This is a genomic window from Streptomyces sp. NBC_00459 (assembly GCF_036013955.1).
Classification (GTDB): Bacteria; Actinomycetota; Actinomycetes; order Streptomycetales; family Streptomycetaceae; genus Streptomyces.
Genome location: NZ_CP107903.1, coordinates 3,724,379 through 3,748,340, shown reverse-complemented (window position 1 = coordinate 3,748,340; position 23,962 = coordinate 3,724,379). Strand labels below are relative to the sequence as shown.

At 70.3% G+C, this 23,962-nt stretch carries 18 protein-coding genes; 10 read left to right on the top strand and 8 right to left on the bottom strand.

Annotated elements, in window-relative coordinates; genetic code table 11:
* The first annotated feature begins 113 nt into the window (after nucleotides 1-113).
* Together OHN74_RS16200 and glmS are read left to right on the top strand one after the other, a co-directional pair.
* Entirely contained in the window at nucleotides 114-887 is a 774-nt protein-coding gene (locus tag OHN74_RS16200; RefSeq protein ID WP_327695262.1) for a hypothetical protein, read from the top strand.
* Nucleotides 888-997: 110 nt separating this feature from the next.
* Nucleotides 998-2,845, top strand: coding sequence for a glutamine--fructose-6-phosphate transaminase (isomerizing) (gene glmS, locus OHN74_RS16195; protein WP_327700154.1), 1,848 nt, complete (start codon nucleotides 998-1,000; stop codon nucleotides 2,843-2,845).
* 53 nt (nucleotides 2,846-2,898) lie between these two features.
* On the opposite strand, the gene OHN74_RS16190 is transcribed toward glmS, so the two are convergent.
* From OHN74_RS16190 to OHN74_RS16165, 6 genes are all read right to left on the bottom strand, one after another.
* Entirely contained in the window at nucleotides 2,899-3,912 is a 1,014-nt protein-coding gene (locus tag OHN74_RS16190; RefSeq protein WP_327695261.1) for a LacI family DNA-binding transcriptional regulator, read from the bottom strand.
* Nucleotides 3,912-6,230, bottom strand: coding sequence for an alpha-xylosidase (gene yicI, locus OHN74_RS16185; RefSeq protein WP_327695260.1), 2,319 nt, complete (start codon nucleotides 6,228-6,230; stop codon nucleotides 3,912-3,914). Before yicI ends, OHN74_RS16190 begins: the two co-directional genes overlap by 1 nt.
* A 52-nt stretch (nucleotides 6,231-6,282) precedes the next feature.
* On the bottom strand, nucleotides 6,283-7,116 hold the full coding sequence (locus OHN74_RS16180; protein ID WP_327695259.1) for a carbohydrate ABC transporter permease: 834 nt from the start codon (nucleotides 7,114-7,116) through the stop codon (nucleotides 6,283-6,285).
* Nucleotides 7,113-8,102, bottom strand: coding sequence for a carbohydrate ABC transporter permease (locus OHN74_RS16175; RefSeq protein WP_327695258.1), 990 nt, complete (start codon nucleotides 8,100-8,102; stop codon nucleotides 7,113-7,115). The genes OHN74_RS16180 and OHN74_RS16175 overlap by 4 nt, the downstream gene beginning before the upstream one ends.
* On the bottom strand, nucleotides 8,099-9,400 hold the full coding sequence (locus OHN74_RS16170; protein WP_327695257.1) for an extracellular solute-binding protein: 1,302 nt from the start codon (nucleotides 9,398-9,400) through the stop codon (nucleotides 8,099-8,101). The genes OHN74_RS16175 and OHN74_RS16170 overlap by 4 nt, the downstream gene beginning before the upstream one ends.
* A gap of 263 nt (nucleotides 9,401-9,663) precedes the next feature.
* The gene (locus tag OHN74_RS16165) at nucleotides 9,664-11,019 is read right to left on the bottom strand and encodes an MFS transporter (RefSeq protein WP_327695256.1); all 1,356 of its coding nucleotides are present in this window, start codon (nucleotides 11,017-11,019) and stop codon (nucleotides 9,664-9,666) included.
* Nucleotides 11,020-11,102: 83 nt separating this feature from the next.
* On the opposite strand from OHN74_RS16165, the gene OHN74_RS16160 reads away from it, so the two are divergent.
* The 5 genes from OHN74_RS16160 to OHN74_RS16140 all read left to right on the top strand — a co-directional run bounded on the left by OHN74_RS16160 (nucleotide 11,103) and on the right by OHN74_RS16140 (nucleotide 16,949).
* Entirely contained in the window at nucleotides 11,103-12,074 is a 972-nt protein-coding gene (locus OHN74_RS16160) for a LysR family transcriptional regulator (RefSeq protein ID WP_327695255.1), read from the top strand.
* Between the two features lie 458 nt (nucleotides 12,075-12,532).
* Nucleotides 12,533-13,264 carry a hypothetical protein gene (locus tag OHN74_RS16155; protein WP_327695254.1) on the top strand — a complete coding sequence of 244 codons (732 nt, stop codon included), beginning with the start codon at nucleotides 12,533-12,535 and terminating at the stop codon, nucleotides 13,262-13,264.
* Between the two features lie 9 nt (nucleotides 13,265-13,273).
* A complete protein-coding gene (locus OHN74_RS16150) occupies nucleotides 13,274-13,501 on the top strand; it encodes a hypothetical protein (protein ID WP_327695253.1) in 228 nt (75 codons plus the stop codon).
* Entirely contained in the window at nucleotides 13,501-15,699 is a 2,199-nt protein-coding gene (locus OHN74_RS16145) for a polysaccharide deacetylase family protein (protein ID WP_327695252.1), read from the top strand. Before OHN74_RS16150 ends, OHN74_RS16145 begins: the two co-directional genes overlap by 1 nt.
* Nucleotides 15,696-16,949: an acyltransferase family protein gene (locus tag OHN74_RS16140; protein WP_327695251.1), complete on the top strand. Its 1,254-nt coding sequence runs from the start codon at nucleotides 15,696-15,698 to the stop codon at nucleotides 16,947-16,949. Before OHN74_RS16145 ends, OHN74_RS16140 begins: the two co-directional genes overlap by 4 nt.
* Before the next feature lie 51 nt (nucleotides 16,950-17,000).
* Here the strand turns inward: OHN74_RS16140 and OHN74_RS16135 are convergent, their stop codons facing one another.
* Nucleotides 17,001-17,804: a phosphatidate cytidylyltransferase gene (locus OHN74_RS16135; protein WP_327695250.1), complete on the bottom strand. Its 804-nt coding sequence runs from the start codon at nucleotides 17,802-17,804 to the stop codon at nucleotides 17,001-17,003.
* On the bottom strand, nucleotides 17,801-19,579 hold the full coding sequence (locus tag OHN74_RS16130) for a histidinol-phosphate aminotransferase family protein (protein ID WP_327695249.1): 1,779 nt from the start codon (nucleotides 19,577-19,579) through the stop codon (nucleotides 17,801-17,803). Before OHN74_RS16130 ends, OHN74_RS16135 begins: the two co-directional genes overlap by 4 nt.
* A gap of 319 nt (nucleotides 19,580-19,898) precedes the next feature.
* Here OHN74_RS16130 and OHN74_RS16125 point away from each other — a divergent pair, with 319 nt between their 5' ends.
* The 3 genes from OHN74_RS16125 (at nucleotide 19,899) to OHN74_RS16115 (ending at nucleotide 23,706) form a co-directional block, all read left to right on the top strand.
* The gene (locus tag OHN74_RS16125) at nucleotides 19,899-21,281 is read left to right on the top strand and encodes a nitrate/nitrite transporter (RefSeq protein ID WP_327695248.1); all 1,383 of its coding nucleotides are present in this window, start codon (nucleotides 19,899-19,901) and stop codon (nucleotides 21,279-21,281) included.
* 122 nt (nucleotides 21,282-21,403) lie between these two features.
* Nucleotides 21,404-22,579, top strand: a complete 1,176-nt coding sequence (locus tag OHN74_RS16120; RefSeq protein ID WP_327695247.1) for a uroporphyrinogen-III synthase — start codon at nucleotides 21,404-21,406, stop codon at nucleotides 22,577-22,579.
* Between the two features lie 515 nt (nucleotides 22,580-23,094).
* A complete protein-coding gene (locus OHN74_RS16115) occupies nucleotides 23,095-23,706 on the top strand; it encodes a CGNR zinc finger domain-containing protein (protein WP_327695246.1) in 612 nt (203 codons plus the stop codon).
* Nucleotides 23,707-23,962 lie beyond the last annotated feature (256 nt).

The following is a 23,962-nucleotide window of genomic DNA, read 5'->3' as shown; positions in this document are numbered from 1 at the left end:
GACGGGTATCGAACAGTAGTTTGTCGATCATTTGCGTGGAGGCTTTGAGTAAAGTGCGCGTAAAGCATGCCTGGAGCACGCACAGAGAATCCGAAGAGAAAGAGCCTTCTTCCTTGAGATCCACCGTCGTTCGCCGTACCGCCCTCACCGCCTCCGTCGCCGCGCTCGCCTTTCTCGGCACCGCCTGCGGCAGCGCTCCCGAACCCGCCGCCGAGGCAGCCGGCGGAGGCGACAAGGCCGGCGAGGGCAAGACCGCAGCCAAGGCGCTCACCGCCGCCGAGTTGGCGAAGGTCGCCCTCGTCCAGGCGGATGTGAAGAGCGGGACCCTCACCGAGAAGGTGCCGGCCAAGGACGACATCGCGCAGGACAAGGTGTCGTCGGACGACGCGGCCTGCGTGCCGCTGGCGTACCTCCAGTCCGGTTCCTACGTCGGCAAGCCGGCGGCCACGGTGAAGCGGACCTGGAAGGGCGACGCCGAGAAGCCCGCCGCCGGGGCGAGTGACGAGGACCAGTTCCTCGCCGCCCTCGACCTTGAGCAGGCCGTCATCACGCTGGCCTCCTACGAGGACGGCGGCGCGGAGCAGGCCATGAAGGACCTGAACACCTCTGCCGAGAAGTGCGCCGCCGGGTTCTCCTACACGGTGACCGGCACGAAGAGCGACGCCCTGAAGGTGACCAGGACCGCGGCGCCCGAAGGAGCGGACGAGGCGCTCGCCCTGACGGTGACCGTGGACGCCGGTCTGAAGGCTCCGATGAAGGCCGTCGTCGTCCGCAAGGGCGCCACCGTCGTCTACGTTCCCGCCGTCAACTTCGCCTCGGCCTCCACCGGCAAGGACTACGACTTCCCCACGGAGATCGTCGACGCTCAGCTGGCCAAGCTCGCCTGATCCACCGGGATTCCCTCTCCGCCGGGGGCCTTCGTGCTCCCGGCGGGAATTTCCGATTTCGGGCACTCGGTGCACAGGTGTGGCGCGTGTTCGCTCGTAGGCTGCGCAGCATGTGCGGAATCGTGGGTTATGTGGGGTCGCAGTCGGCTCTCGATGTCGTGATGGCCGGGCTGAAGCGGCTGGAGTACCGGGGGTACGACTCGGCCGGGGTGGCTGTACTGGCCGATGGCGGGCTGGCCGGTGCCAAGAAGGCCGGGAAGCTCGTCAACCTGGAGAAGGAACTCGTCGAACGGCCGCTGCCGGCCGGCGGTACGGGCATCGGGCACACCCGGTGGGCCACCCACGGCGGGCCGACCGACGCCAACGCCCATCCGCATCTCGACAACGCGGGGCGCGTCGCAGTCGTCCACAACGGGATCATCGAGAACTTCGCCTGTCTGCGGGCCGAGTTGGCCGAGCGGGGGCACGAACTCGTCTCCGAGACCGACACCGAGGTCGTCGCCCATCTGCTCGCCGAGGAGTTCTCCGCGTGTGCCGATCTGGCCGAGGCGATGCGGCTTGTCTGCCGGCGGCTGGAGGGTGCGTTCACGCTGGTCGCCGTGCACGCCGACGAGCCTGATGTCGTCGTCGGGGCGCGGCGGAACTCGCCGCTCGTGGTGGGCGTCGGGGAGGGCGAGGCCTTTCTCGCCTCGGACGTCGCCGCGTTCATCGCCCACACACGGTCGGCGATCGAGCTGGGTCAGGACCAGGTCGTGGAGCTGCGCCGGGACGGGGTCACGGTGACGGGCTTCGACGGCGGTCCGGGGGACGCGCGGTCGTACCACGTCGACTGGGATGTGTCGGCCGCGGAGAAGGGTGGCTACGACTACTTCATGCTCAAGGAGATCGCCGAGCAGCCCAAGGCCGTCGCCGACACGCTGCTCGGCCGTATCGACGCGGCAGGCTCACTGACGCTCGACGAGGTGCGGATTCCCGCGAGTGCGCTGCGGGAGGTCGAGAAGGTCGTCGTCGTGGCATGCGGTACGGCCTTCCACGCCGGGCTCATCGCCAAGTACGCCATCGAGCACTGGACACGCATTCCGTGCGAGGTCGAGCTGGCGAGCGAGTTCCGGTACCGGGATCCCATCCTCGACGCGCGGACCCTGGTCATCGCCATCTCCCAGTCCGGCGAGACCATGGACACCCTGATGGCGCTGCGGCACGCCCGCGAGCAGGGTGCCAAGGTGCTGGCCGTCTGCAACACCAACGGCTCGACGATCCCGCGCGAGTCGGACGCGGTGCTGTACACGCACGCGGGGCCCGAGGTCGCGGTGGCCTCGACCAAGGCGTTCCTCACGCAGTTGGTGGCCTGCTATCTGGTCGCCCTGTATCTGGGGCAGGTGCGCGGCACCAAGTGGGGCGACGAGATCCGGGCCGTCGTGCGGGACCTCGCGGACATCTCCGGTGAGGTCGAGCGGGTGCTGGAGACCATGGAGCCCGTGCGTGAGCTGGCACGTTCGCTCGCCGACAAGAACACGGTGCTGTTCCTGGGGCGGCACGTCGGGTATCCGGTGGCGCTGGAGGGCGCGCTCAAGCTGAAGGAACTGGCCTACATGCACGCCGAGGGCTTTGCCGCCGGTGAGCTGAAACACGGGCCCATCGCGTTGATCGAGGAGGACGTGCCGGTCGTCGTGGTCGTGCCTTCGCCGCGGGGGCGGTCCGTCCTCCACGACAAGATCGTGTCCAACATCCAGGAGATCAGGGCCCGGGGTGCGCGGACCATCGTCATCGCGGAGGAGGGGGACGAGACGGTGGTGCCGTACGCGGACCACCTGATCCGCGTTCCGGCCACCCCGACCCTGCTGCAGCCGCTCGTCACCACCGTGCCGTTGCAGGTCTTCGCCTGTGAGCTGGCCACGGCCCGGGGCAACGAGGTGGACCAGCCCCGGAACCTGGCGAAGTCGGTGACGGTGGAGTAGTTCCCATGACCGGACCGGCTGGTTCGGCCGACTCGCCCGACAGAGTTACGGGTTCATGGTGCCGCCCGTGCCACCGTGCTCGCCCGTTCCGTCAGGCTGGGTGGCAGGAGTGTCGCCTCCGGGACGTGGCCCGTGCCGTTGAGCTTCTTCATCAGCAGGTCCACGGCCCGCGTCCCGATCTCCGCCGACGGTATGGCGACCGAGGTGACCGGTACGGGCAGGTTCTCGGCCACGTCGTCCGGGCAGATCGCGGTGACCGAGAGGTCGCCGGGGACCCGTAGGCCGAGATGCTCGAAGGCATCGATCAGGGGTTCCAGGATCGCTTCGTTGTGGACGACGACCCCTGTCAACGCCGGGTGTTCGCGCAGGAGTTGTTCCGCGACCACCCTCGCCGCGGCAGGCGTCGCCTCACAGGGGTGCACCGAGGACGACAGCCCGCCCCGGTCCGCCGCCGCAGTGAACCCCTGGACCACGCGCTGGGCGAACGCGGTCCGGCGTACGTACACCTCGGGCGGTGAGCCGACCAGGGCGATCACCCGGTGCCCCAGGGCCGCGAGCCGTTCGACGCACAGCTCGCCCGCCGCCCTGAAGTCCAGGTCGATACAGGTCAGGCCGGTCGGCTCGGAAGGGAAGCCGATCAGGACCGACGGCAGGTCCAGCGCACGCAGCAACGGCAGCCGGGAGTCGTGGAGTTGGACGTCCATCACGATCAACGCGTCCACCAGGGCCGTGTCCGCCACCCGGCGCAGACCGCCGTCGCCCTCCTCCTGGGTGAGCAGCAGGACGTCGTGGTCGTGGCGGCGCGCCGCCGTCACCACCGACACCGCGAACTGCATCGCGACCGGGACGTGGATGCCGGTCCGCAAGGGGATCACCAGCGCCAGTACGTTGGAGCGGCTGCTCGCCAGGGCCCTGGCGCCCGCGTGCGGGCGGTAGCCGAGTTCGTGGATGGAGCGTTCGATGCGCTGCCGGGTCTCCTCGGAGATCGGGCGCTTGCCGCTGAGGGCGTACGACACCGTGCTCGGGGAGACCCCGGCGTGCCGCGCCACATCGGTGATCTTCACCATCACTCGTCTCCCGACTCGACCGGCCCCGGTGCCGCCGATCCCTGTTCCGCCGACTTCGGTCCGGCCGGTCCCAGCTCCACCGTCAGGAACCCGGTGCCCGCCTTCGCCCGCACCTCTCGTCTGCCCGCCGCCAGTCCCCAGGGCGCCGACGGATCGCTGCACGACGCCCGCAGGGTGTCGCCCTCGCGGACGACCGTGAACGTCAAGTCGCCTATCGAGACCGTCACTTGGGCGCCGCGTTCCAGGCCGTACGCGTGCAGTGTGACCCCGTCGGCGTACGCGTAGTCGGGGCGGTCGTCCACCGCGCCCACCGGGATCACCGACCCGGGGCGGACCAGCAGCGGCACGCTGTCGAAGCCGTGGCGATCGCGTATCCAGCGGGGGCCGGTGACCGTGCGGCCGGTGAGGAAGTGGGTCCACTCGCCCTCGGGGACGTAGTAGGAGACCTCGCCCTCGTCGCTGAACACGGGGGCGACGAGCAGGTCCCGGCCGAGCATGAACTGCCGTTCCAGGTGGGCGCATCCGGGGTCGTCCGGGAACTCCAGGACCATCGCCCGCATCATCGGGACGCCCTCGGTGTGGGCGGTGCGGGCGGCCTCGTACAGATACGGCATGAGTCGGAGCTTCAGCCGGGTGAACAGCCGCAGTACGTCCACGGCCTCCTCGTCGAACAGCCATGGCACCCGGTAGGTGGAACTGCCGTGCAGGCGACTGTGGGAGGAGAGGAGACCGAAGGCGATCCAGCGTTTGAAGAGCGCCGGGCTCGGGGTGCCCTCGAAGCCGCCGATGTCATGGCTCCAGTAGCCGAAGCCGGAGAGCCCGAGGGACAGTCCGCCGCGCAGTGACTCCGCCATCGACTCGTACGTCGCCTCGCAGTCGCCGCCCCAGTGGACCGGGAACTGCTGGCTGCCGGCCGTCGCCGACCGTGCGAACACGACCGCCTCGCCCTCGCCGCGGTGCTTGCGCAGCACGTCGAAGACTGTCCTGTTGTAGAGGTAGGTGTAGTAGTTGTGCATCCGCTCCGGGTCCGAGCCGTCGGCGAACTCCACGTCCAGCGGGACCCGTTCACCGAAGTCGGTCTTGAAGCAGTCGACGCCCTGGGCGAGCAGCGCCTCCAGCTTCGACGCGTACCAGTCGCGGGCGGCCGGGCTGGTGAAGTCGACCAGGGCCATGCCCGGCTGCCACAGGTCCCACTGCCACACGCTGCCGTCCGGTCGGCGGAGCAGATGGCCAAGTGCCTTGCCCTCCGCGAAGAGTGGCGACCGCTGGGCTATGTACGGGTTGATCCAGACGCTGATGTGCAGGCCCTTCGACTTCAGCCGCTGGAGCATGCCCTCGGGGTCGGGGAAGACCCGCGGGTCCCACCGGAAGTCGCACCAGTTGAACTCGCGCATCCAGAAGCAGTCGAAGTGGAAGACGGAGAGCGGGAGTTCGCGCTCCCGCATGCCCTCGATGAACGACGTCACCGTCTCCTCGTCGTAGGAGGTGGTGAAGGACGTCGACAGCCACAGGCCGAACGACCACGGCGGCGGGAGCGCCGGGCGGCCGGTCAGGGCCGTGTACTTGCGCAGGATGTCCTTGGGGGTCGGCCCGTGGATGACGTAGTACGTCAACTGCTGTGTCTCGGCGCTGAACTGAACCCGTGACACCGCCTCCGAGCCGACCTCGAAGGAGACCCGGCCGGGGTGGTCGACGAAGACTCCGTAGCCCGCGTCCGTGAGGTAGAACGGGACGTTCTTGTAGGCCTGTTCGGTCGCCGTGCCGCCGTCGGCGTTCCACATGTCGACGACCTGGCCGTTCTTGACCAGCGGGCCGAAGCGTTCACCGAGGCCGTACACGCTCGTCCCGACGCCCAACCCCAGCTGCTCGCGCAGATAGTGGGCGCCGGTGGTCGAGTCCCGCATGATGCCCATGCCCTTGGGGTCGCTGCTGGTGAGGACACGGCCGTGGGCGAGGAAGTCGACGTGCCAGGGGCTGGTGCGGCTGACCCGGACGGAGAGGGTGCCGGAGGTCAGGGTCGCGTGCTCCTCGTCGTACTCGGTGTGGGCTGTCAGATCCTCCTTCCGCACCTCGAACCGGGGGCTCTGCGGCTGCTCGCCCTGGAAGTGCGTGAACGTGACGCCGATGACGTCGGGCATCGGGGCGTGGGCGCTGATCGTCACGACCGGTCCCTTCAGCAGGTCGCCGCGGTGGCGGATGGGCTGGGTCGGCGCGTGGATGTCCAACGTGCCGTCGGCGTCCGTGACATCGAGGACCTCGACCGGGTGGGCGGCGGTGACGCCCTCGCGCAGTAGCCAGTAGCCGTCGGTGAACTTCACGCGCATACCCCTTACTTGGCCTACTCGGCTTGGGTGGGCTTGCTTGGCCGGATTACTTGACGGCACCCACGGCTATGCCGCGGGTGAGTGTTCGCTGGAAGACGAGGAAGAAGACGAGAGCGGGCAACACACCCAGCAGGGCAGCCGCGTTGGTCATCGTGGCGTCCATCAGGCGCTGGCCCTGGAGGACGCCGAGGGCGACCGACACCGTCTGGTTGTCGTTGGAGATCAGCATCACCAGGGGAAGCAGGAACTCGTTCCAGGTCCAGATGAAGAAGAAGACGAGGAGCACGCCGAGGGTGGGGCGGCTGACCGGGACGACGATCCGCCACAGGACCTGCCACTTGTTCGCGCCGTCGATCCGCGCGGCCTCGATGATCTCCCGGGGGAACTGGCCCAGCACCGAGGAGAGGAGATACGTACCGAAGGCGGCCTGGATCACCGTGAAGACGATGATCACGCTCAACCGGGTGTCGTACAGGCCGGCTTCCTTGCTCAGGTAGTACACCGGGTAGACCAGCGCCTCCTGCGGCAGCATGTTGGCGAGGACGAAGAAGGCGAGGACCCAGGTGCGGCCCCTGATCCGGCCGACGCCGATCGCGTACGCGTTCAGCACGGACAGGACGACTGCCAGGGCGGCCACCGACCCGCTGATCAGTGCCGAGTTGACGAGCTTCTGCCCGAAGTCGACCCGTTCCCAGAAGTCCTTGATCCCGTCGAGGTAGATGCCCTCGGGGAGGCTGAGCGGGCCGTTGGCGGAGTACTCGGCGGGCGACTTCACGGCGTTGACGGCGACGATCAGGAACGGCACGACCATGAACAGGGCGGCGAGGACGAGGGCGACGAGCACCGGGTGGCGGCGGTAGCGGCGCAGGGCGGTCGTCATGCCCGTCCCCCTGTCGGAGCGTCCTCGGCGTCCTCGGCCCGGGTCTGGAGCTTCAGGCCGATGAGCGAGACGGCGAGGATGATCACCGTCAGGACGGTGGAGACGGCTGCGCCGTAGCCGACCTGGGTCTTCTCGAAGAACGTGGTGAAGGAGAAGTAGGACGGCACATTCGTCGCGCCGCCCGGGCCGCCCTTCGTCAGGACGTACACCGCGCCGAACACCTTCAGCGCGGCGATCGTGCACCAGGTGAGGACGACGTAGATCTCGGGGCGGATCTGCGGGACCGTGATGTGCCGGAAGCGGCGCCACCAGCCGGCGCCGTCCAGTTCGGCGGCCTCGTAGAGCTGCGGGTCGACGCGTTGCAGGCCCGCCATGAAGACGACCAGCGGGAAGCCGAGCTGGACCCAGACCATCACGCCCATCACGCTGTAGAGCGCGATGTCAGGGTCGCCGAGCCAGTCCTGCTGCCAGGAGCCGAGCCCGACAGCTTTCAGCACCTCGTTCAGCGAGCCGTTCTCGGGTGCGAGGATCCAGCTCCAGACGATGCCCGCGACCGCGATCGGCAGCACCTGCGGGAGATAGAAGCAGGCGCGGAGCACGGCCGCCCAGCGACTCCCGAAGTACTTGCCGACGAAGTCGAACAGGGCGGCGGCGAGGACGAGTCCGACCGCGGTGGGCACGGCCGCCATCGCCGCCACCATGAACAGGCTGTGCCGGAACGACGCCCAGAACTCCGAATCGTCCATCAGCGCCCGGTAGTTGGCGAGCCCCGACCACTCCGGGGTGCCCACGCCCCGCCAGTCGGTGAAACTCACCCCCGTGTTCATCAGGAACGGCACGACGATCACGGCGAGGAAGGCGAGCGCTCCGGGGAGGAGGAAGAGGGTGTACGAGTCCTCCCGGCGCCGCGAACTTCCGTGCCGGCGCGAGGAGTTGGCGACCCGGTTCCGGCCCCGTCCGCCGGCCCGTTCGACGGTGACGGTCATGTCTTCGGTACGCCCTTGTCGTACGCCTCCTGCAACGAGTCGAGGACCGCGTCCGGTTTCGCGCTGCCCGTGATCAGCTTCTGGACCTCGGAGACGAGGACGTCGTAGTAGCCGGGGACCGGCCAGTCGGGGTAGAAGGCGAGCCCGTCCCGGTCGGAGAGGGTGTTGAAGTCGGCGATGAGCGACTTGGCCTGCGGGTCGGTGATGGCGGCAGGGTCGGCCGCCACCGGGATCCCGCCCCTGTTGCCGAGCAGGTTCTGGATCTTCTCCGACATGGTGATGTCGATGAAGTCGTAGGCGAGTTCCTTGTTCCCGGCGCCCTTGGGCACGACCCACAGATTGCCGCCGGAGCCGAGGGTGAGGCCGGAGCCGGGCCACAGGAACGTGCCCCAGTCGAACTTCGCCTCGCTCTTGAAGCGGCCGTACCACCAGCTGCCGGAGAAAAGGATCGGGCTCTTGCCCTGGATGAAGGAGACGCCGGCGTCCTCGGCCTTCAGGCCGCTGGAGTTCTTGCCGAAGTACCCCTTCTTCACCCAGTCGGCGAAGGTCTCCGCGCCGTACGTCCAGGCGGCGTCATGGAAGTCCGTCTTCCCCTTGTACAGCTCGTACTTGTCGACCCAGGCACGGTCCGCCTTCGACAGGGCGAGCTGGTACAGGTACTGCTGGGCCGGATACTCGGCGCCCGCGCTCGCCAGCGGGGTGATGCCCTCGGCGACGAACTTGTCCATGGCGGTGGTGAGTTCGTCGAGCGATGTCGGTACGGCGATCCCGTGCCGCTCGAAGAGGTCCTTGTTGTAGAACACCATCGTGTACTCGGCGTAGTTGGGCACGCCGTACCAACTGCCGGTGCCCATCACGCCGTTGGCGTCGTACTGGCTGGTGGTGCGGACACCTGCGCCGATCTTCTTGTCCCAGCCGCGCTTCGTCACCTCGGCGGTCAGGTCGGTGAGCAGCCCCTGTGTGGAGAGCAGGCCGGCCGTCGCGTTGCCCTTGTTGTACTCCATCAGGTCCGGCGCGTCGGAGGAGTTGAGGACCATGGGGGCGGTCTTCTGGATCTGTTCGAAGCCCTTCTCCTCGAACTCCACCTTGACGCCCGGATGCGTCGCCTCGAACTCCTCCACCGCCACTTTCCAGGCCGCGCCCATCGCGCTGTCGGGGCCCTCGTAGTGCCAGAGGCGTAGGGTCTTCCCGTCGGACGATCCGCTGTCCGAGCCGCCGCAGGAAGCCAGCAACAGGGCCCCGACCAGGGTCGAGGCCGCTGTGATCATGCACCTGCCATGCCTTTTCGCCGTCAACATCCAGTGCCTCCAGGGGAGTCGGATGGATCTCGGTCACCTGTCGTGCAGGGTCGTCGAACTGATTCGACGTGCGTAGTCGAAGCGCTTCGACGGGCGAAGGTATGTGTGGCGTGTGAACGAGTCAATGGGGTGCGCGCGAATTGGCTGAGGGTCGTGCGGGGCGTGTGAGTGGCGCGGGCGGTGCGGGCGGTGAAGTACGGGTGGCGCGGCTCCGGTTGGTGCGGGTGGCGCGGCCCTGGTTGGCGCGGGCCGTGAAGCGCGGGTTACGCGGTCCCGGTCGGCGCGGGTCGTGAACTACGGCTGACGGGACCCCGGTTGGCGTGCGTGAGCAGCGACAGCAGCAGCGCGCTCGCCGCCGCCCCGACCGGAACGGCGAACCCCGCCGTGGCCGACACGTGTTCCGCGACCCACCCGCCGGCCGCCGAACCGCAGGCGATGCCACCGAGCAGGCCGGTCACCGCGAGGGTCATGCCCTCGTTCAGACGGCCCTCGGGGGTGCGGTCCTGTGCCAGGGTCATGTTGGTGATCATGGTGGGCGCGGTGGCCATCCCCGCCACGAGCAGCGCGCCCGCGAGGACCAGGAGCGAGCCGGTCAGGGCGGCGGCGAGCAGCGGCAGTGTCATCAGCGCCGTCATCGCGGCCAGGCACCAGGGGTGGCGCCGCTCGGCGGACCCGGTCGGCCGCAGCGCCCCGTACAGCAGACCGGCCGTGCACGACCCGGCGGCCTGGAGGGCGAGGACGGCACCGGCGGCCGCCCGGTGCCCCCGTTCGTCGGCGAAGGCGATCGTGACGACCTCCATCGACCCGAACACGGCGCCCGTGGCCAGGCAGACGGCGAGCAGGGGGCGCATGCCGGGGGCGCGCAGCGGAGACGTACCGCGCGTGTGGAGCCCTTCGACGCGGGGCCGGACGGGCGGCTCGGTCGAGCGCTGGGCGGTGAAGAGGAGAACGCCGGTCATCATCAAGGCCGCCCCGACCAGCGTGCCCGCCTCCGGGAACAACGCCCCGCAGAGGAAGGCCGCGAGAACCGGGCCGAGCATGAAGCAGAGTTCGTCGGCGGCCTGTTCGAAGGAGTTGGCGGTGTGCAGGGCTTCCGCTTCCCCGTCCAGGAGATGTGCCCAGCGGGCGCGTGACATCCCGCCCGTGTTGGGGGTCGTGGCGGTGGCGGCGTACGCGGCGAAGAGGGTCCAGTCGGGGGCGCCGTGGTGCACGCAGAGCAGCAGGGCGAGGGAGCCGAGGGCGGCAAGTGCCGTGGCCGGTACGGCGATCCGTGCCTGGCCGTACCGGTCGACGAGCCGTGCGGTCCAGGGGGCGACCACGGCCGTCGCGGCGAGCCCGGTCGCGGTGACGGCGCCGGCGAGGGCGTACGAGCCGCGCGACCCGGCGATCATGATGACCGCGCTCACGCTGAACATGCCCATGGGGAGCCGGGCGATCAGGTTCCCGGCGGTGAAGGCGCGGGCACCGGGGACGGCGAAGAGGCGGCGGTACGGGCCTGGCGGGAGGTGGTCGTCCGCCGTACGGGTACGGCCTCGGGAACCGAGGTCGGCGATGACCAGGGAGTCCTGGGTGACGGCGAAGAGTGGCTGGGAAGGTGGTCGGGGTGCTGGTTGCGGCATGCGTCCACCGTCGCCCGGAGTCGATCACGGGGTCCAACACCTGATCCCCGGCGATTGACGCACTCTCGTTGTAAGTTCGCCGGATGTCTGCCACGAGTCACCTCGACCCCCGTCTCCTCCGCGCCTTCGTCGCCGTGGCCGAGGAACTGCACTTCACCCGGGCCGCCGCCCGCCTCTACGTGGCCCAGCAGGCGCTGAGCCGTGACATCCGGCGTCTGGAACGGGAGCTGGGCGCCGATCTCTTCGTACGGTCGACCCGGCGGGTGGCGCTGTCGGCCGACGGGGAGCGGCTGCTGCCGTACGCCCGGCGGGTGCTGGCGGCCCACGACGAGCTGCTCGCCGCGTTCGGGGAGGCCCGGCCGCTGCTGGTGGACCTGAACTCACCGGGGCTGACGACCGGGCGGCGGGTGCTGCACCTGGCGCGTGAACTCGCCCCGGAGCACGAGCTGATGGCCCGGTTCGAGAGCGGGCTCACCTTCGCGGCGGGTGAGCTGCTCGCGGGCCGGCTCGACGCGTCGTTCGGACGGTTCGCGGGCCTGGATCCGGTGGTGCGGGCGCAGTTGGACCAGCAGCTCGTGCGCTACGAGCCGATGGCGGTCGTCCTGCCCGAGGACCACCGGCTGGCCGCGCTGCCCGAGGTGCCGTTGGCGGCGCTGGCGGGGGAGACCGTGTACGCCGGTGCCGGGAACCCCCGGACCCCGGAGTGGACCGACCTCGCGTGTCAGCTGTTCGCGGGCCGAGGCATCGAAATCGCGCCACCGGCGCCGCTCGCGGTGGGCGACGAGGAGTTCCAACGGATCATGGCCAAGATGCGGACCCCGGTCCTCGCCGTGGTGGAATTCCCGGCCCTGCCTCGGACGGTGGTGCGACCGCTGGTCGATCCCGTTCCGTTGTCCCCCGTGTCGTTGGTGTGGCGGAGGGGGCTGGTGCACCCGGGATTTCACGCTCTGCGACGGGCCGCGGCCCGACTCGCGGCGGAGGAGGGGTGGTTGCGGAGGCCTGTCGGCGGGTGGATTCCGGCCAGTGACTCCGACCTCATTTCGGTTCACAAGTAACACATGGCAAACACGAGACCTCCATGTGCGCTACATTCGAGGCCCGGATGCAGTGTGATAAATGGGGCGCTCGATTCGGATGGGGGTCCGATTCGAACATCGGTAGTACGAAAATCCCGGAATCGTACGCGCGCCCGAAAAGCTCCCGTGGGGGGATGTGCGTGCATGTGAAAAAGTGGCGTGAAGGCGCCCAACCGGAACGGTCCGACGCAGAAGGCGCCACCGTGTCCGGAACCCAGCAGCTACCCGGAGTTACCCCAGGCAGCACCGGCCCTGTGCCCCGACAGAGGCACGCCGGAGCACCGGTGCGCCCCGGGCGATCCGGAGTCAGAGGCGCGCACGCCCAGCCGCGCTCGGGCGAAAGCAGAGCGACCGGAGCGACCGGACCAAACGAAACGTTCCCCGCTCGCCCATGGGAGAACGCGGCGGAGTTCGGCCACACCCACGATCCGCACGAGGTGACGGTCCAGCTCGACGGAGTGGGCCGGCAGTTCGAGGAGCTCCTCGTACGGCAGGCCAAGGACGGCTCGGACGCCGGTGCCGGTGACGGCCCCGTCTTCGTCGACGAGACCGGCCGCCGCAGCCGCCGGTACCGCCGGATCGGCATGGTCGTCGGCATCTCCTGCGCGGTGTACGCCGTCGTCATCGTCGCCACCCTCCTCTCCGGCAACTCGGACGCGCCCTGGCTGCCGGTACCGGGCCAGCAGGACGAGCAGCCGGCGGGCAAGGTCGACACCTCGCCGCTGCCCGCCGAGTCGGTGCGGCCGTCGGACTCGGCCGGGGTCGTGCCGACCTCGGGGGCGTCCGTGAGCGCGGGGGTAGCTCCGTCTCAGGGGGCCGCCGCCGTCTCGCCGGGCGCTTCGCCCAGTGCCACGAAACCGGGTCCGTCCGTCGCGCCCAGGCCGTCGGCCAGCGTCGGCAGGCCCGACCCGGGGACCACCACACCCGGCCCGGACCCCGAGCCGTCCGTGTCGGTGTCCACCGCGCCGGAGCCGAGCCCGTCGGAAAGCGTCGCCACCTCGCCCGACCCGTCGCCGTCGTCCTCCCCGGCCACCGACGGTGGCACCGGCACGGTCGCCGACGGTCCGGGCGACCCGGCCCCGATCGCCGAGAGCCCGGCCGCACCGAGCGGCTCGGACGCCACCGGCGACCCGGGCACCGCCTCGGCGCCGGCCGGCACGACGGCGTAGGAGCTCCCGATGGCACATGGCGGCGCCGGCATCCGGTCGGCCCGCTCGCCGGCCGCCACCGACGGTGGCACCGGCACGGTCGCCGACGGTCCGGGCGACCCGGCCCCGACCGCCGCGAGCCCGGCCGCACCGAGTGACCCCGGCGCCATCGGCGCCCCGCTCACCCCGCCCAGCAGAACATCCGCTGTCCCTGTCGACCCTGTTCTGATCTCCTCGTCCCCGGAGAACCACCTCTGATGGCATCCCGCACCCGCCGCCACGGCGCCCGGAACGGCGCCGGGGGCGCCGCCCGGCGCCGACGGCTGCCCATGCGCCTGCTGCTTCCCTCGCTCATCCTGGTCGCCCTGATGGCGATGCTGATGCTGCGCGGGTACGTGCACAGCGAAATCCTCGCCGACCACCGCATCCAGACCGAGGCCTCCGCCGACCGGGTGCCGGAGAAGATCCTGGAGGGCGGCCCGGTCATCGACACCAGAAGCGGCCAGACCACCAGCCTGCGGATGCCCGACCACCGACTCGTCCTCACGTTCGACGACGGCCCGGACCCGAAGTGGACCCCCAAGGTCCTGGACGTCCTCAAGGAGCACCGCGCGCACGCGGTCTTCTTCGTCACCGGCACCATGGCCTCGCGCTACCCGGAACTCGTACGGCGCATGGTCGACGAGGGCCACGAGGTGGGACTGCACACCTTCAACCACCCCGACCTCTCCTTCCAGTCGAAGAAACGAATCGACTGGGAGCTGTCCCAGAACCAGCTGGCGCTCGCCGGTGCGGCGGGCATCCGTACCTCGCTGTTCCGGCCGCCGTACTCCTCCTTCGCCGACGCCATGGACAACAAGTCGTGGCCGGTCACGGAGTACATCGGCAAGCGCGGCTACATCACCGTCGTCAACAACACGGACAGCGAGGACTGGCGCAAGCCGGGCGTCGACGCGATCATCCGCCAGGCCACCCCCAAGGGCGGCAAGGGCGCGATCGTCCTCATGCACGACTCCGGCGGCGACCGCCACCAGACCGTAGAGGCCCTCGACCGCTTCCTGCCCGACATGAAGAAGCGGGGATACGCGTTCCAGAACCTCACCGAGGCCCTCGACGCGCCCAGCGCGCACACGCCGGTCGCCGGCGTCGAACTGGCGAAGGGCCAGGCGTGGACCTTCCTGGTCCGGGCCTCCGACGGGATCACCGGCGTACTGGTGGTCTGCCTCGCGATCATCGGTGTCCTCGTGTTCGCCCGGTTCGGCCTGATGCTGCTGCTCTCCGTCCTCCACGCCCGCCGCACCCGGCGCCCCGACTTCAGCTGGGGCCCGCCGATCACCGAACCGGTGTCGGTGCTCGTCCCGGCGTACAACGAGGCCAAGTGCATCGAGGCCACCGTGCGTTCACTGATGCGGAGCGAGCATCCCATCGAGGTGCTCGTCATCGACGACGGGTCGAGCGACGGCACGGCCCGCATCGTCGAGAACATGGGCCTGCCGAACGTACGCGTCGTGCGCCAGCTCAACGCGGGCAAGCCCGCCGCCCTCAACAGGGGTGTGGCGAACGCCCGTTACAACCTGATCGTGATGATGGACGGCGACACGGTCTTCGAGCCCGGCACCGTCGGCGAACTCGTCCAGCCCTTCGGCGACCCGCGCGTCGGCGCCGTCGCCGGCAACGCCAAGGTCGGCAACAAGGACTCCCTGATCGGCGCCTGGCAGCACATCGAGTACGTGATGGGCTTCAACCTGGACCGCCGGATGTACGACGTCCTGGGCTGCATGCCGACGATCCCCGGCGCGGTGGGCGCGTTCCGCCGGTCGGCCCTGAAGCGGGTCGGCGGGATGAGCGACGACACGCTCGCCGAGGACACCGACATCACCATGGCACTGCACCGCGACGGCTGGCGGGTCGTGTACGCGGAGAACGCCCGCGCCTGGACCGAGGCCCCGGAATCCGTCCAGCAGCTGTGGTCCCAGCGCTACCGCTGGTCGTACGGCACCATGCAGGCGATCTGGAAGCACCGCCGCTCCGTGATCGAACGGGGCCCGTCGGGCCGCTTCGGCCGCGTGGGCCTGCCCTTCGTGTCCCTGTTCATGGTGGTGGCGCCGCTGTTGGCCCCCCTGATCGACGTGTTCCTTCTGTACGGGCTGGTGTTCGGCCCGACGGAGAAGACCGTCTTCGCGTGGCTGGGCGTCCTCGCCATCCAACTGATCTGCGCGGCCTACGCGTTCCGCCTCGACAGAGAGAAGATGACCCACCTCATCTCCCTCCCCCTGCAACAGATCCTGTACCGCCAGCTCATGTACGTCGTCCTGCTCCAGTCCTGGATCACCGCGCTCACCGGCGGCCGGCTGCGCTGGCAGAAGCTGCGGCGCACCGGCGTCGTCGGGTCGGCGCCGGACGCCGTACCGGCCGCCCGGACGAGCGGCAGCGCCGACCGGAGGCCCGTGGCATGACCGAGCGACATACGGCGGCCACGACGCCGTACGACGAGACCGGCACACCCCCGTACGGCGTGCCGCAGCAGCCGGTGCCCGAGGAAGCGGTCACCGAGGCCCCGGCGAAGAAGCCGGGACGTGACCGCTATCTCGACCTGCTCCGCACCATCGCCCTGGTCCGGGTCGTGGTGTACCACCTGTTCGGCTGGGCCTGGCTGACCGTGCTGTTCCCGTCCATGGGCGTGATGTTCGCGCTGGCCGGCTCCCTGATGGCGCGCTCCCTGAAGCGCCCGGCGCTCGGGGTGATCCGGGGCCGGATCCGGCGCCTGCTGCCCCCGCTGTGGGCGTTCAGCGCGGTGGCGCTTGCGCTGATGTTCCTCGGCGGCTGGAACCCGGCGAAGGACCCCGACCACGGCGGCACCTGGGGCCTGGTCGAACTGCTGAACTACCTCATCCCGATCGGCGCCCCGCCCTACCCGTGGAGCATCGGCTCCCAGTCCGGACTCCTGGAGAACACCTGGGCGGTCCAGGCCGCGGGCCCCCTCTGGTACCTGCGGGCCTATCTGTGGTTCGTGATCGCGTCGCCGCTGCTGCTGTGGGCGTTCCGCCGGTTCCCGTGGCCGACACTGCTCGCCCCACTGGCCCTGACGGCGATCGTCGGTACGGGAGTTGTCACCATCCCCGGTGAGACGGGCAACGCGGTGACCGACTTCGCGGTGTACGGCGGCTGCTGGGTGCTGGGCTTCGCCCACCACGAGGGCCTGCTGAAGAAGGTCCCGCGCTATGTGTCCGTGTCGTGCGCGGCCCTGCTCATGGCCTTCGGCATCTGGTGGGCCTCGGGCCACAAGGGTCCCGACGGCTGGGACCTCAACGACATCCCGCTGGCCCAGGCGATGTGGTCGTTCGGATTCGTGGTGATCCTGCTCCAGTACTCCCCGTCGTGGCAGGAGCTGCCGGGGCGCCTGGCGAAGTGGGACCGGCTGGTCACGCTCTCCAACAACCGGGCGGTCACGATCTATCTCTGGCACAACCTCCTGATCATGGCCACGGTCCCGCTGATCGACCGCCTGTACGAACTCCCGTTCATGACGGAGGGGATGGTGTCCGCGCTGGACACGACGTACAACCTGTGGATGTTCGTCCTGGTCTGGCCTCTGATCGGCCTGACGATACTGGCACTGGGCTGGATCGAGGACGTGGCGGCCAAGCGGAGCCCACGGCTGTGGCCGGACGGGGCGAAGCGTGCGGGAGGACGACGGCGGGGCTGAGCGACGGGGAGTGGGACGACCCGGCACCTCGGTGGGTGCCGGGTTTCCCGGTCAGCGCAGGAGCAGCAGGACGGCCAGGGCGACGAGCAGTGAGTCGATCCGGTCCAGCAGGCCGCCGGAGCCGGGCAGCCAGCGGCCGGTGTCCTTCACCTGTGCCCCTCTCTTGACCATGGACTCGAGAAGGTCTCCGGCCGGGCCGCCGACCGCCACCGCCGCCGTCATCGGCCAGGTCAGCGCGGACAGTGCGGCGAGCACGCCGAGACCGGCCGCGGCCCCTGCCAGGGTCCCGCTCCACCGTTTGGCCGGTGACAGCGGCGACAGGCGCGGTCCGCCCAGACCCCGACCGGCGAAGTACGCCACGATGTCGGCGATCGAGACGGCCATGAACAGCGCGAGCGCGCTCGCCCCGAGCGGCACCAGTGCGGCCAGCACGCTGAGCCAGGCCAGCCCGAGCAGGCCTGAACAGAGTCGGCGCAGGCCGTGGTCGGCGTCGCCTGCCAGGAGCGGCACCGCGGCCACGGCGAGTGCCCCGATCGCGACCACCCGGAGCACCTGTCCGGGCGCCAGCCAGGCGGCCAGCACCACGCCCGTCACCGCCGCGGCCAGCACCACCCGGTCCAACCGGCCCAGCCGCATCAGCCCGCCGAACTCGATCACCGCGATCACCCCGACCACGACGGCGAGGACCGCGGCGCCCGGGCGGCCCCACCAGAACGCACCGGTGACCAGCGGCACCCCAACGGCCCAGGCGCACCACCGGACCATCAGCTCACGGCGCCGGGACGCCGCCACCGCGACGCCGCCCAGCGCCAGCGCCCCGCCAAGACAGGGCGTCAGGGAGGCCACGGTGATCACCGGGCGGATCCGGCGGCCGGAACGCCCTCGACCGGAGAGACCAGCGAGGCCGAACCGGGCAGCAGTACCTCCAGCGCGGCCCGAAAGGCGGCCACGATGCGCGCGTTCTCGACGGTGTCCCTGACCGCGATCCGCACGGTGCGCCCCTGGTACTCCGGCGACAACGGCGACAGGTCGCGCAGATACACGTCGTGGCGGCGGCACTCGGCGACCACCTGCGCGGCACTCGGCCCGCCGTACGGCAGGGTCACGTTGAGGAAGTTCGCCACGCCCTCCTCGACCACGACGGCCTCGTCCAGCCCGGCCAGGTCGGCGGCCAGCCGTCGGCGCAGCGCGTGGGTGCGAAGCCAGCAGCCGGTGTAGTACGCCGGGTCGCGCAGGGCCGCCACCGCCGCCAGCTGCGCGGGGAGACCGACCGGCCAGGGTGGCGTCCACCGGCGCAGCCGCGCCGCGGTGACCGGCTCGGCCACCAGGTACGCGGCCCGCACGCCGGACAGCGCGTACATCTTGGAGAGCGAGGTGCACACCACCACCCGCGGGTCCGTGACGGCCAGGTCGGCGAGCGATTCGGCCAGGTCGACATAGCCGAGGTACGCCTCGTCGATCCACCAGCGGGTTCGAGCCGGGGCGGCGGCGATCAACGAGCGCAACTCCGCGGCCGGCGCATGGCGGCCGGTCGGGTTGTTGGGGTTGACCACCACCACGAGGTCGTAGCGACCGGACCCGACGGCTGCCGCCAGCCGGGCCGGATCGATCCGCCAGCCGTCCTCGCGGCGCAGCCGGAACCGGTCCACCCGGCATCCGATCACCCGCTCCGTGACGTGGGCGTACTCGCCGTATCCCGGATCCATCAGAAGCACCCGGCTCTCCGGGGTCAGCCACTGGCCGAACGCCCGGAAGATCAGGTCGGAGGAACCGGCGCCGACCGTGAGCGTCTCCTCCGGCAGCCCCCGGGCCGCGGCGATCTCCGCCAGCAGACCCTCGGCGCCGGTCGGCGGCGAGGTCCGGGCGGCCCAGCCCGGATCCTCCGCGAGCGCCGCACGCACCCCGGGGGCCGGCGGGAACCAGGCGTCCAGTACGTCGGCCGCGACAACCCGGTGCCGCCGGTGCAGGTTGCGGAAGTCCGTGCCGATGGCGGTGAACGAGGCGCCGCCGTGCTCGCAGCCGTCCGGTCGGGGCGCGAACGGCATGTCCAGCCGCCAGTCCACCTCGGACCGCAGCCGCTCCAGGGTGGTGCGGTAACGGTCCATCGTGGCCTTCGACAGCTCGGTCACGTTCCCGGTCAGCACCTCGAACGTCAGCGCACCGCTGCGGACGGTACGGCCCACCGGGCGCAGACCGGCGGCCAGGTACATGTCGAGCAGTTCGGTCCGCCCCATCGCCACCATCCGGCGACCGCCCCTGGAGGCGATCCAGCGCAGCGCCGCGTACATCAGCAGTGGTGCTGCCGCCGACGCCCGCCAGCGCGGCTCGACGGTGAGGATGCGCACCTCGAACAGACCGGCCTCGGTCAGCAGCGGCAACTCGTCACGGGTGAGGTACTTGTCGAGTGCGTACCGTCCCGGCCAAGGCGGAGTCAGACTGACGAAACCGATGCGGACCGCCCCTCGCGCCGCGACCAGGTAGACGTTGTCGCCGTCCAGCCCGTCGCTGAGCCGCCCGGTCGGGTCCGGCGCGTGCTGGCCCAGCTCCTGTGCGTACACCCGATGACGCAGTTCGTGGACCCACTCCAGATCCTCCGGTGTGGCAACGCGCAACTGCAGATCACGACGCATGGGTACCTCTCTCGACGCGGACCGGGCGCTTCATCGTCGAGAACAGGGACCGGCCGTGTGAGAGCCGAGAGACTCAGTCGTCCTGAGTACGCGTACTCACGGAGCCACCCCGCGGTACCCCAAGAGGCACCGCCGTGCCCTGGCCGTTACCTGCGTCTGCGTAACCTCTCATCCCACCTCCTCGCGGGGTGAGAGCAAAGTTCCCTTCCGGTCACCCACAGCCACAGGGCGGAAACGCGCTCTGCCTACCTTCGGGACTCATCACCGCTCAGCACCCCAAAAAAGAACCACCCGAGCCCCGGACCACCGTGGAGGCGTCATGACAGCCCCTAGTTCAGCCCCCGCACCCGGCAGGGGAGGCCGCTGGATCGAGCACTGGGATCCCGAGGACGAGGCCTTCTGGAACGCGACCGGCGAGAAGGTCGCCCGCCGCAACCTGTTCTTCTCCGTGCTCTCCGAGCACATCGGCTTCTCCATCTGGACGCTGTGGTCCGTGATGGTGCTGTTCATGGGACCGGAGTACGGGCTCACCCCGGCCGACAAGTTCTTCATCGTGTCGATGGCCACGGCCGTCGGCGCCGTCGTCCGCGTCCCCTACACCTTCGCCGTAGCCCTCTTCGGTGGCCGGAACTGGACCATCGTCTCCGCGTCGCTCCTGCTCATCCCGACGATCGCGGCGTTCGTCGTCATGGAACCGGGGACGTCGTTCAACACGTTCCTCGCCTGCGCCATGCTCGCCGGTATCGGCGGCGGCAACTTCGCCTCCAGCATGACCAACATCAACGCCTTCTTCCCGCTCAGGAAAAAGGGGTGGGCTCTCGGGCTCAACGCCGGCGGCGGCAACATCGGTGTCCCGGTCGTGCAGCTCATCGGCCTCGCGGTCATCGGCGCGAGCGGCGGGCCGCGGGTGCTCCTGGGGATCTACATCCCGCTCATCCTGATCGCCGCCGTCCTCGCCGCGGTCAAGATGGACAACATCGCGCACCTGAAGAACGACACGGGCGCCGCCAAGGAAGCCGTCAAGGACGCGCACACCTGGATCATGTCGTTCCTCTACATCGGGACGTTCGGGTCGTTCATCGGCTACAGCTTCGCCTTCGGCCTGGTCCTCCAGACCCAGTTCGGGCGTACGCCGCTCCAGTCCGCGTACGTCACCTTCATCGGCCCGCTGCTCGGCTCGCTGATCCGGCCCATCGGCGGTGCCCTCGCGGACAAGTACGGCGGCGCGAAGATCACCCTGTGGAACTACGTCGCCATGGCAGGCGCCACCGGTGTCATCGTCATGGCCTCCATGCAGAAGTCGCTGCCGCTGTTCACCGTCGCGTTCATCGTGCTCTTCGTCCTCAGCGGCCTCGGCAACGGCTCCACCTTCAAGATGATCCCCGGCATCTTCCAGGCCAAGGCGCTCGCCAAGGGGCTTGAGGGCGAGGAGGCCGCCGCGTACGGGCGCCGGCTCTCCGGTGCCACCATGGGCATCATCGGCGCGGTGGGCGCGCTCGGCGGCCTCGGTATCAACCTCGCCTTCCGCCAGTCCTTCCTGAGCGTCGGTTCCGGCACCGGAGCCTTCGTCGCCTTCCTCGCCTTCTACGGGCTCTGCTTCCTGGTCACCTGGGCCGTATACCTTCGCCGCCCGGCGGGTGTACAAGCCACGGAAACCGCCTCCTCCGAAGCGAAGCCCCAGCTCAGCTACGCCGAGGTGTGACCTTCGCCCAAAGCGGCTTAAGTAACACCAGCGACATGAAGTCGAACCGAGCCTGTCACGCGCTGTTGACAGGCTCGTTCGGCACGCTTGTGCAGACGTGACCCGACTGCGGGACGAGAGCCATGTACGACGAACAGCAGCGACCGGCACAACCGGAGAACGGGCCTCCCGACCACGGCCCCCTCGCGGGGTTCACCGTGGGTGTCACGGCCGCGCGTCGGGCCGACGAACTCGGGACACTTCTCCAGCGGCGGGGTGCCGCCGTGGTCCACGCGCCCGCCCTGCGGATCGTGCAGCTCGCCGACGACAGCGAGCTGCTCGCGGCCACCAAGCAGTTGATCGGGCAGGCGCCGGACATCGTCGTCGCCACCACCGCCATCGGCTTCCGGGGCTGGATCGAGGCCGCCGACGGCTGGGGGCTCGGGGAGGACCTGCTCGCCTGTCTCGGCGGCGTGGAACTGCTGGCGCGCGGGCCCAAGGTCAAGGGGTCCGTCCGGGCCGCCGGGCTCAAGGAGGAGTGGTCGCCCTCCTCCGAGTCCATGGCCGAGGTGCTCGACCGGCTTCTGGAGGAGGGCGTCGACGGGCGCCGTATCGCCATCCAGCTGCACGGCGAGCCCCTGCCCGGCTTCGTGGAGTCGCTGCGGGCGGCGGGCGCCGAGGTCGTCGGTGTGCCCGTCTACCGGTGGATGCCACCGGAGGACATCGGCCCCGTCGACCGGCTCCTCGACTCCACCGTCTCGCGCGGCCTGGACGCGCTCACCTTCACCAGCGCCCCCGCCGCCGCGTCCCTTCTCTCCCGCGCCGAGGAACGGGGCCTGCTCCCCGAACTCCTCGCCGCCCTCCACCACGACGTCCTCCCCGCCTGCGTCGGCCCGGTCACCGCGCTGCCGCTCCAGGCCCACGGCGTCGACACGGTGTCCCCGGAACGCTTCCGGCTCGGCCCCCTCGTACAGCTCCTCTGCCAGGAACTCCCGGCCCGGGCACGGGCGTTGCCGATCGCCGGGCACCGGGTCGAGATCCGCGGGCACGCCGTCATCGTCGACGGCGTGCTGCGGCCCGTACCGCCGGCCGGGATGTCCCTGATGAGGGCGCTGTCCCGGCGGCCGGGGTGGGTCGTCGCCCGCGCCGAACTGCTGCGCGCGCTGCCCGGAGCCGGCCGCGACGAGCACGCCGTGGAGACGGCGATGGCCCGCCTGCGCACCGCCCTGGGCGCGCCCAAACTGATCCAGACGGTCGTCAAACGCGGTTACCGCCTCGCCCTGGACCCGGCGGCGGACGCGAAGTACTCCGACGGGTAGTTGTTTCGTCCGCGGGCCGGTGGGGCCGTCCCGTGCCCCTGACAGGGCGAGCCCCACTGACGCCCCGGGCGCGACGCGCCCGCCAGGGGCGCGGGAAACTGCGCGACCAACCCCCACGGACCCGTGGTCGAGGAACCGCCTGTCCTGCGGAGCGACCCCCACGGGCCTGGGGTCGAGGAACCGCCTGTCCCGCGGAGCGACCCCCACGGGCCTGGGGTGGAGGAACCGCCTGTCCCGCGGAGCGACCCCCACGGGCCTGGGGTGGAGGAACCGCCTGTCCCGCGGAGCGACCCCCACCGGCCCGCGGTCGAGGAACCGCCTGTCCCGCGGAGCGACCCCCACCGGCCCGCGGACGAAGAAACCGCCCATCCCGCGGAGCGAGCCGTACAAGGGGTTCCGGCCGCGACACCGGCCAGGCACTGTAGAGGGAACGGTTCCTCGGACTCCCCTCACTGGCATCCCACCGGCATCCCGGCTGCTCCGCACGGTGGCGACTCCTAGGCGGTGACAGGCACATGGCATCGGAGACGACCGTGGCCACAGCCTCGTACGAGCTTCGTTTCGACGCCGGGCGGGTCTGCCTGGATCTGCTGGCGACCGCCCATCCCGACGAACGGCTCGGCGCCGTCGAGCCGCTCCGCGCCTGGATCGCCGCTTCCGGACTCGTCCCGGCGGGCACACCCCTGCACCACGCCGACGCCTCCTGGGTCGCGCACTTCCGCGAACTGCGGGACCTGACCGGCCGGTTGACCGGTGAGCTGGTGCACAGCACCCCCGGCGCCGACCCCCGTCCCCTCGACCGGGCCGTCACCCGCCTCAACGAACTCGCCCGCCCGGCGCCCCCGGCCCCTCGTGCCGTCCACGCCGAGGACGGCACGCTCGTACGGGAGTTGCACGGGCCGCCCGACTGCGCGGCCCTGCTGGGCGCGGTCGCCCGGGACGCCGTCGAACTGCTCACCGACCCCGTGGCACGCGCGTGCCTGCGCCAGTGCGAGGGCGACAACTGCTCGATCGTCTACCTCGACACCTCCCGGGGCCGACGGCGCAGATGGTGCTCCAGTGAAATCTGCGGCAACCGGGAGCGGGTCGCGAGACATCGTCGGCGGGCGGCTCTGGCGCGCGCGTAGACCCTCCGGGCGTGCGCGTGGACCACGCGCGGATTCCGGTCGCAGATCACCCATAGGGCGCCTCTCGGGCGGAATCGGGCTTGCCAACTCGCAAGGGCGGCAGTGACCTTGGTTACACGTGAGTTTCCAGTCGGCGCGCCGCGGGCATCGCCCCGATCTTGCCAGTGTGGCGAAAATGTAAAGCACTTGCGGCAGGAATGTGCTCCCTTGTCCCTGACGTCGCATCCAGATAAAGAAAGTTGTGGTGACGCGTTGA

Bases quoted from the DNA above. Each gene is read 5' to 3' on its own strand.
- OHN74_RS16190 (WP_327695261.1), bottom strand. From the start codon at position 3,912: ATGGTGAAGATCACCGATGTGGCGCGGCACGCCGGGGTCTCCCCGAGC.
- OHN74_RS16170 (WP_327695257.1), bottom strand. From the start codon at position 9,400: ATGTTGACGGCGAAAAGGCATGGCAGGTGCATGATCACAGCGGCCTCG.
- glmS (WP_327700154.1), top strand. From the start codon at position 998: ATGTGCGGAATCGTGGGTTATGTGGGGTCGCAGTCGGCTCTCGATGTC.
- OHN74_RS16150 (WP_327695253.1), top strand. From the start codon at position 13,274: ATGGCACATGGCGGCGCCGGCATCCGGTCGGCCCGCTCGCCGGCCGCC.
- OHN74_RS16140 (WP_327695251.1), top strand. From the start codon at position 15,696: ATGACCGAGCGACATACGGCGGCCACGACGCCGTACGACGAGACCGGC.
- OHN74_RS16115 (WP_327695246.1), top strand. From the start codon at position 23,095: ATGGCATCGGAGACGACCGTGGCCACAGCCTCGTACGAGCTTCGTTTC.
- OHN74_RS16130 (WP_327695249.1), bottom strand. From the start codon at position 19,579: ATGCGTCGTGATCTGCAGTTGCGCGTTGCCACACCGGAGGATCTGGAG.
- OHN74_RS16145 (WP_327695252.1), top strand. From the start codon at position 13,501: ATGGCATCCCGCACCCGCCGCCACGGCGCCCGGAACGGCGCCGGGGGC.
- OHN74_RS16120 (WP_327695247.1), top strand. From the start codon at position 21,404: ATGTACGACGAACAGCAGCGACCGGCACAACCGGAGAACGGGCCTCCC.
- OHN74_RS16165 (WP_327695256.1), bottom strand. From the start codon at position 11,019: ATGCCGCAACCAGCACCCCGACCACCTTCCCAGCCACTCTTCGCCGTC.
- OHN74_RS16180 (WP_327695259.1), bottom strand. From the start codon at position 7,116: ATGACGACCGCCCTGCGCCGCTACCGCCGCCACCCGGTGCTCGTCGCC.
- OHN74_RS16125 (WP_327695248.1), top strand. From the start codon at position 19,899: ATGACAGCCCCTAGTTCAGCCCCCGCACCCGGCAGGGGAGGCCGCTGG.
- OHN74_RS16160 (WP_327695255.1), top strand. From the start codon at position 11,103: ATGTCTGCCACGAGTCACCTCGACCCCCGTCTCCTCCGCGCCTTCGTC.
- OHN74_RS16175 (WP_327695258.1), bottom strand. From the start codon at position 8,102: ATGACCGTCACCGTCGAACGGGCCGGCGGACGGGGCCGGAACCGGGTC.